The sequence below is a fragment of the Klebsiella sp. EMBS2024 genome, assembly GCF_036233805.1.
GTDB classification, from domain to species: Bacteria; Pseudomonadota; Gammaproteobacteria; order Enterobacterales; family Enterobacteriaceae; genus Klebsiella; species Klebsiella pneumoniae.
Genome location: NZ_JAZARW010000001.1, coordinates 2992317 through 3000266, shown reverse-complemented (window position 1 = coordinate 3000266; position 7950 = coordinate 2992317). Strand labels below are relative to the sequence as shown.

General features: G+C 56.7%; 6 protein-coding genes and 1 tRNA gene. 4 read left to right on the top strand and 3 right to left on the bottom strand.

Annotated elements, in window-relative coordinates; genetic code table 11:
• Positions 1 to 2: 2 nt before the first annotated feature.
• Together VZP09_RS13795 and VZP09_RS13790 are read right to left on the bottom strand one after the other, a co-directional pair.
• Positions 3 to 77 (bottom strand) — tRNA-Arg (locus VZP09_RS13795).
• An 89-nt stretch (positions 78 to 166) separates the two neighbouring features.
• The gene (locus tag VZP09_RS13790) at positions 167 to 1096 is read right to left on the bottom strand and encodes a formate/nitrite transporter family protein (protein ID WP_004149224.1); all 930 of its coding nucleotides are present in this window, start codon (positions 1094 to 1096) and stop codon (positions 167 to 169) included.
• A 289-nt stretch (positions 1097 to 1385) separates the two neighbouring features.
• Between VZP09_RS13790 and mlaA the strand changes: the two genes are divergently transcribed.
• The gene (gene mlaA / locus VZP09_RS13785) at positions 1386 to 2147 is read left to right on the top strand and encodes a phospholipid-binding lipoprotein MlaA (RefSeq protein ID WP_002913362.1); all 762 of its coding nucleotides are present in this window, start codon (positions 1386 to 1388) and stop codon (positions 2145 to 2147) included.
• A gap of 61 nt (positions 2148 to 2208) precedes the next feature.
• On the opposite strand, the gene fadL is transcribed toward mlaA, so the two are convergent.
• The gene (fadL, locus tag VZP09_RS13780) at positions 2209 to 3531 is read right to left on the bottom strand and encodes a long-chain fatty acid transporter FadL (RefSeq protein WP_002913360.1); all 1323 of its coding nucleotides are present in this window, start codon (positions 3529 to 3531) and stop codon (positions 2209 to 2211) included.
• A gap of 373 nt (positions 3532 to 3904) precedes the next feature.
• Here fadL and VZP09_RS13775 point away from each other — a divergent pair, with 373 nt between their 5' ends.
• The 3 genes from VZP09_RS13775 to fadJ all read left to right on the top strand — a co-directional run bounded on the left by VZP09_RS13775 (position 3905) and on the right by fadJ (position 7803).
• The gene (locus tag VZP09_RS13775; protein WP_002913359.1) at positions 3905 to 4189 is read left to right on the top strand and encodes a YfcZ/YiiS family protein; all 285 of its coding nucleotides are present in this window, start codon (positions 3905 to 3907) and stop codon (positions 4187 to 4189) included.
• 159 nt (positions 4190 to 4348) lie between these two features.
• Positions 4349 to 5659 carry an acetyl-CoA C-acyltransferase FadI gene (fadI, locus tag VZP09_RS13770; RefSeq protein WP_002913358.1) on the top strand — a complete coding sequence of 437 codons (1311 nt, stop codon included), beginning with the start codon at positions 4349 to 4351 and terminating at the stop codon, positions 5657 to 5659.
• Positions 5659 to 7803 carry a fatty acid oxidation complex subunit alpha FadJ gene (fadJ, locus tag VZP09_RS13765; RefSeq protein ID WP_328795220.1) on the top strand — a complete coding sequence of 715 codons (2145 nt, stop codon included), beginning with the start codon at positions 5659 to 5661 and terminating at the stop codon, positions 7801 to 7803. The genes fadI and fadJ overlap by 1 nt, the downstream gene beginning before the upstream one ends.
• Positions 7804 to 7950: the final 147 nt, after the last annotated feature.

Below are 7950 nucleotides of genomic sequence, written 5' to 3'. Positions count from 1 at the left end.
TATGGTGTCCCCTGCAGGAATCGAACCTGCAACTAGCCCTTAGGAGGGGCTCGTTATATCCATTTAACTAAGGGGACAAGGCGGCACGAGTATAGCGTTTTTTGCCCGCCTGAGTAAGAGCCATACCGTCTGACTGCTTAAACCCTCGCCACTCAGGGCGCTTTTTTTATGCCCGGTCGGCCTTTTTCCCTTTCTCCGCCGCCTGGGCGCGAGCTTCCGCTTTTCGCTTGCTGCTCATATCGTTACGGATCTGCGCATGGCTCAGCAGTGCGAAGATGAAGGTCCCGCCACAGATATTTCCCGCCAGGGTCGGCAGGGCGAACGGCCAGATAAAGTCGCTCCAGGGCAGATTTCCATTAAACACCAGATAAAGGATCTCGACCGAGCCCACCACAATATGGGTGGTATCCGCCAGGGCGATAAGCCAGGTCATGAGAATAATCACCACGATTTTGGCGGCGCCGGCGACAGGAAACATCCAGACCATGGTGGCGACCAGCCAGCCGGAAATAATCGCATTGGCGAACATCTCTGTCGGACTGTTTTTCATTACGTCTTCGGCGATGCTGACAAAGGCCTGACGGGTTGGCTCATCAAAAATAGGCATATAATTGAAGGCCCATGCGGCCACCGCGGTACCGATGAGATTGCCCGCCAGCACCACCGACCATAGCCGCATCAGCAAACCGACGTTACCGAGGGTGGGATTATGCATCACTGGCAGAACGGCGGTGACCGTATTTTCAGTGAACAGCTGCTGGCGGGCCATAATTACGATAATAAAGCCGAAGGTGTAGCCGAGGTTTTCCAGCAAAAAACCGCCCGGGATCCCCTCCAGTTTGACGTGAAAAATTCCCTTCGCCAGCAGGGAGGCCCCCATCGACAGGCCGGCCGCAATCGCTGACCATAGCAGGGCCAGCGCATCGCGCTCCATCTCTTTTTCCCCTTCCTGGCGAATATGTTCATGGATCGCCATCGCCCGCGAGGGAAGGCGATCTTCATTTACTTCGATCTCTTCACCACGCTGATTTTCCTCACTTTCTACTTCTCTTTCGTCATCCTCTGCCTTTAATTTGTTATTGTCTAGTTCATCCATTTCGTGGCCCTCGCTATCAATCTGTATAGTTATAGCGTAGCGGCTTTCCCTGCCGTCTGGCTGGGCATACTCTGAAATCGCAAAAATGGTAACGTCAGATTTTTGTCGCTCCGGTAGAATAGGAGCCCCGCGATTTCGTTATTCCCAGGCTAAGATCAAATCAACAACTTGGGTGATATAGACATCGTTCAACGTGCTGTTACAATCGCTCACATCTTTACGGGCGGAAGCGTTGTCTTTCCGTCATGGATGGCAACTCGCGATAGCCATAAAAACCAGGGAGACATCTATGAATTATCGCCTGTCGGCGCTTGCGCTTGGCGCCACATTGCTGGTGGGATGTGCCAGTTCCAGCTCTGGCGATCGGCCGCAGGGGCGCTCAGACCCGTTAGAAGGGTTTAACCGCACGATGTTTAACTTCAACTTTAACGTGGTTGATCCTTACGTGCTTCGCCCCGTCGCGGTGGCATGGCGCGACTACGTCCCACAGCCGGCGCGCAACGGGTTAAGCAATTTTACCAGTAACCTGGAAGAGCCGGCAGTGATGGTGAACTACTTCCTGCAGGGCGACCCCTATAAAGGTATGGTGCATTTTACCCGCTTCTTCCTGAACACCATTCTCGGTATGGGTGGGCTTATCGATGTGGCCGGGATGGCGAATCCGCAGCTACAGCGGGTTGAGCCACATCGTTTCGGCAGTACGCTTGGGCATTATGGCGTTGGCTATGGCCCGTATGTTCAGTTGCCGTTCTATGGAAGCTTTACCTTGCGCGACGAAGGCGGCGATATGGCCGATGGCTTGTATCCGGTGCTCTCCTGGCTGACCTGGCCGATGTCGATCGGTAAATGGGCGGTGGAAGGGATTGAGACACGTGCTCAGCTGCTGGATTCCGACGGCCTGCTGCGCCAGTCTTCCGACCCTTACATTCTGATGCGTGAAGCCTACTTCCAGCGTCATGACTTTATCGCCAACGGCGGTAAGCTGACCCCGGCGGACAACCCGAATGCTCAGGCTATTCAGGATGAGCTGAAGGATATCGATTCACAGTGATCGGCGAATGATAAAAAAAGGGTGAACATAATGTTCACCCTTTTTTGTGGCGCGCTGCTTATCAGAAGCGGTAGTTGAAGTTAGCGCCGTACAGCCAGGCGGTTCCTTCGGAACGGAAGGTATACGGGCCTTCCTTAATTTCAACATGCTGCCCGTGCATGTATGAAACGCCGACGTCAACCGAGGCATCTTTATTGAACGCGTAGGTGGTACCCGCGCTCAGCCACAGGCGATCCTGGTCCGGAATAGAGATAGAGCGGTTATTAGCCGGCACCGGGCTGTCATCGAAGGCGATACCGGTACGGAAGGTCCAGTTATCGTCATAATAATAGGTGGTCCCCAGCGCAAGACGATAGGCGTCCTTGAAGCCTTCCTCTTTATAGAACAGCGTCTGGCCGTTGCTGCCGGTGGCTTTCAGCTCCTGGAACTGACTCCAGCTGGTGTAGGTCAGGCTATAGTGGACCGCCCACTGCGGCGCCACGCGGTTATAGCCGGACAGCTCCCACATTTCCGGCAGGTTAAGGGTTAGCGAACCATTTGTCGTCTGGCCGCTGGTGCCCGCCGGCAGGCCGAAGTTGCCGAGGATCTGGTTATAGGCCGCCGGCAGGCTGCTGCGGTAGTTACCGTCGAAGTCGATCTTGACCTCAGAACGGTAGGTTAAACCGTAGCGGTTATTCTTATCCAGCTCATAGAGGATCCCGGCGTTCCAGCCGAAGCCCCACGCGTTGCCATTAAGATGGGCGATCTGCGTGTCGGCCGGGATCTTCGCTACCTGGCCCGCCAGCGCCGGCGGCAGCGCGCCAGAGCCTGCGACAATCTGCCCCAGATCGCCTGCATAGCGCTCGATCTTCGCCTTGGCGTAGACCGCGTCAAAGCCTAAGCCGAAGCTCCAGTTGCTGTCGAGGCGGTAGGCGCCGCTCAGGTTGAAGTTCGCGGTGGTCAGGTCGGTTTTACCGCCCATGCTGCCGGCCGCATAATCATCGTTATACTCTGTTGCCAGACCATAGTTAGAGGTGATAGACGCCCCCCAACCAAATTGGTCGTTAATCGGCGCGACAAAGTGGAAGTTGGGCACCCACGCCGTCGGGGCGATATTGTCTGCTTTCAGGCTCTTGCCGGTGGGAGAGGTGCCCGAAACATTAACGCCCGGGTCGACAAACACGGCGCCCGCCGACATGGTCGGGCGGTCGAACATCATAATTAATGCCGGGTTACGACTGGCATTACCAGCATCGTCAGCGATCGCCCCTTCACCGGAATAGGCACGACCCAGCCCCGATGCAGAGAATTCGTTGAGCTGGAAGCCTGCTGACCAGGCCTGGGTGGAAACAAGTGCGACAGCCACTGCAAGGGCAGATTGGGTAAAGCGGGTTTTCTGGCTCATGCCCATAACCTCATTGAGTTATTTTTTTTTAAACTATGTTACATGCCGTAACAGAAGCGCGGGAGTGTAGGGTCTGCGGTACAACCAAGAAATCAGACCAGTGCGCTGAGTATAGGTCTGACCAGATGATTTGTTGCAAGTATGTTTATGAAGTTTTTCAATTGTGATAACAGAAACGCGATCCAGCTGGCAAAAATCTCGGAGAGAGCAAGGGGGACAGAAGGGGATTTTTGTTTTAGTTCATTTTTAAGTGTGATTTCTGTCACTTAACGCCGGCAGAGCGATTCTCGGCTGGAGGCTCACCGTGGACAGGGCGTAAAATAGGCACATCATTTTTCTGGCACCGAAGGTGCATCTCCAGAGGAAATCTACGATGAGTAAATGTAGCGCTGATGAAACCCCGGTTTGCTGCTGTATGGATGTTGGCACGATTGTTGACAACACCGACTGCACCGCCTCCTACAGCCGCGTATTCGCCAACCGCGCTGAAGCCGAGCAAACGCTCGCCGCGTTAAGCGAAAAAGCCCGCAATGTCGAATCTGAGCCGTGCCAAATTAACCCAACCTTCACTGACGTTGACGGCGGTGTGCAGCTGGATATCGATTTTGTTTTCAGCTGCGAAGCAGAATCCCTGATCTTCCAGCTGGGCTTACGTTAATCCTTCCCCCTCGACGCCCCTGATTAGGGGCGTTTCCTTTTCTTTTCACTGTGTTTTGGCTCGCAATTTTGCGCTTCTCCGATTGGCTTAATGTAAAAAATTAGTTAAGAATGTTATCAGGTCAGACCACTTGGTTGTCTTGGTTAACAGGGGAGTGTTATGAGTCAGGCATTACCGCTTATCACCCGTCAGGGCGATCGCATTGCCATTGTCACGGGGCTACGCACGCCATTTGCTCGTCAGGCTACGGCTTTTCATGGCGTTCCGGCCATTGATTTAGGAAAAATGGTGGTTGGCGAGATGCTGGCGCGCAGCGACATTCCTGCCGAAGTCATCGAGCAACTGGTCTTTGGCCAGGTGGTGCAGATGCCGGAAGCGCCGAACATCGCCCGGGAAATTGTGCTGGGTACCGGCATGAGCGTACATACCGACGCCTATAGCGTCAGCCGCGCCTGCGCCACCAGTTTCCAGGCCGTGGCGAACGTCGCTGAAAGCCTGATGGCCGGCACCATCCGCGCCGGTATTGCCGGCGGCGCCGACTCCTCCTCTGTCCTGCCCATTGGGGTCAGTAAAACGCTGGCCCGCACGCTAGTGGATGCCAATAAGGCACGCACGCTGAGCCAAAAGCTGAAGCTGTTTTCCCGTCTGCGGCCACGCGACCTGCTGCCGGTCCCCCCGGCGGTGGCTGAATATTCAACCGGATTGCGGATGGGCGATACCGCCGAGCAGATGGCGAAAAGCTGGGGGATCTCCCGCGAGCAACAGGATGCCCTGGCGCATCGTTCGCACCAGCTGGCAGCGAAAGCCTGGGAAGAGGGTAAACTGTCCGCAGAGGTGATGACCGCCTATGCTCCCCCTTTCCGCGAACCGCTCGAGCAGGACAACAATATTCGTAAAAATTCAACGCTCGCAGATTATCAGAAGTTACGCCCGGCCTTTGACCGCAAACATGGCACCGTCACCGCCGCCAACAGTACGCCGCTGACGGACGGCGCGGCAGCGGTGATCCTGATGACCGAGTCGCGGGCTAAAGAGCTGGGGCTGAGGCCGCTGGGCTATCTGCGCAGCTACGCCTTTACCGCCATCGACGTCTGGCAGGATATGCTGCTGGGGCCCGCGTGGTCCACGCCGCTGGCGCTGGAGCGCGCTGGCCTGACGCTGGCGGATCTCACGCTTATCGATATGCACGAAGCTTTCGCCGCGCAGACGCTGGCCAATCTCCAGTGTCTGGCAAGCGACCGCTTTGCCCGCGAGGTGCTGGGCCGCTCGCAGGCCACCGGTGAGGTAGATGAAAGCAAGTTTAACGTCCTCGGCGGCTCTATCGCCTACGGTCACCCCTTCGCCGCCACCGGCGCGCGGATGATCACCCAGACGCTGCATGAGCTGCGGCGACGGGGCGGGGGATTTGGTTTGGTGACGGCCTGCGCGGCTGGTGGTCTGGGTGCGGCGATGATCGTGGAGGCTGAATAATGGATACTGTTTCCGCTTTTAAGCTTGAGGTCCGTGCGGACAAAATCGCGGTGATCACCATTGATGCCCCGGGTGAAAAAATGAATACCCTGAAAGCCGAATTTGGCAGTCAGGTACGGGGATTGATACGCCAGTTACGTGACGATAAGTCAGTGCGCGGCGTAGTATTTATCTCCGCCAAAGCGGATAACTTTATCGCCGGCGCTGATATCAACATGATTGCCCGCTGCCGCAGCGCGCAGGAGGCGGAAGCGCTGGCGCGCCAGGGACAGCAGATTATGGCTGAGATCCATGGCCTGTCGATCCCGGTGATTGCCGCTATCCACGGCGCCTGCCTTGGCGGCGGTCTGGAGCTGGCGCTGGCCTGTCATGGCCGTATCTNTAGCGATGACGAAAAAACCCGACTCGGCTTGCCGGAGGTACAGCTTGGCCTGCTGCCGGGTTCCGGCGGGACGCAGCGTTTACCGCGGCTGATCGGGGTCAGCACCGCGCTGGATATGATGCTCACCGGCAAGCAGCTGCGGCCGCGGCAGGCGCTGAAGGCCGGTCTGGTGGACGAGGTGGTGCCGCAGGCGATTTTACTGCAGGCGGCGGTGGAGTTGGCGCTGAAGGGACGACCGACCAGCCGGGAGGTGCCTGTTCGTGAACGCGTACTGGCAGGGCCCCTGGGGCGCCATCTGTTATTCCAGTTTGTCGGTAAACAAACGCAGCGCAAAACGCAGGGAAATTACCCGGCGGTGAAGCGAATCTTGCAGGTCGTCGAGAATGGTCTGGCCCATGGCTGCAGCAGCGGATACGCTGAAGAGGCGCGCGCATTTGGCGAACTGGCGATGAGCCCGCAGTCGCAGGCGCTGCGATCGATCTTCTTTGCCAGTACCGATCTGAAAAAAGACCCTGGCGCCGAGGCGGGCCCCGGTCCGCTGAGAAGCGTTGCAGTACTGGGCGGTGGCTTGATGGGCGGGGGGATCGCCTATGTGACCGCCTGTAAGGGTGGGCTGCCGGTGCGGATTAAAGATATCCAGCCGCGTGGCATCAACCACGCCTTAAAGTACAGCTGGGATCTGCTGAATAAACAGGTTCGTCAGCGTCGACTGCGCCCAGTGGAGCGCGATCGTCAGATGGCGCTGATCTCCGGCACTACCGACTATCAGGGCTTTGCTCATCGCGATGTGGTGATCGAGGCGGTATTTGAAGACCTGGCTCTCAAACAGCGGATGGTCAGCGAAGTGGAACAATACGGCGGGCCGCAGACCATCTTTGCGTCGAATACCTCATCGTTGCCAATCGGCGATATTGCCGCTCACGCCAGCCGCCCGGGGCAGGTAATCGGCCTGCATTTTTTCAGTCCGGTGGAAAAAATGCCGCTGGTTGAGGTGATCCCGCACAAGGGAACCGACCCGCAGACTATCGCCACCGTGGTGCAGCTGGCTAAACGGCAGGGGAAAACGCCGATTGTTGTCGCAGATAAAGCGGGGTTCTATGTGAACCGTATCCTCGCGCCGTATATCAATGAAGCGATGCGCCTGCTGGTGGAAGGCGAACCGATTGAAGTCATTGATAACGCGTTGGTTAAATTCGGTTTCCCGGTGGGGCCAATTCAACTGCTGGATGAGGTGGGTATCGATACCGGCACCAAAATTATCCCCGTGCTGGAGGGCGCGTTTGGAGAACGTTTTAGCCCGCCTGCAAACATCATTGACGCGATTTTGAAGGACGATCGCAAAGGCAGAAAAAATAATCGTGGTTTCTATCTTTATGAGACAAAAGGGCGTAAAAGCAAAAAACGGCCCGACCCGGCAGTCTATCCGCTGCTCGGCATCGGCCGCCCGCAGTCGCGGCTTTCCGCGCAGCAGGTGGCGGAGCGCTGTGTGATGATGATGCTTAACGAAGCGGCGCGCTGCTTTGATGAGCAGATTATCCGGAGCGCGCGCGATGGCGATATCGGCGCCGTCTTTGGTATAGGGTTTCCGCCATTTCTTGGCGGCCCGTTCCGGTATATGGATACTATCGGCGCGGGTGAAGTTGCCGCGATCCTGCAGCGCCTGGCCGCCCAGTTCGGCCCACGTTTTACACCCTGTGACACTTTATTACGCATGGCTGAACAGGGGACCACCTTTTGGCCAGCGGATGAACGGCTGACCTAAGTTGTGGTCAAAGAAGGTAAATCCGGCTGCGGACGACGCTGTTGATTGGCTGTTTTGTAAACAATGATTGACTATACTTACGCCATTGAGGTAAAAAACAGCGTTTCATTCGTGGAATGGATCAGGCACAATGCCCGGCCACCGGGT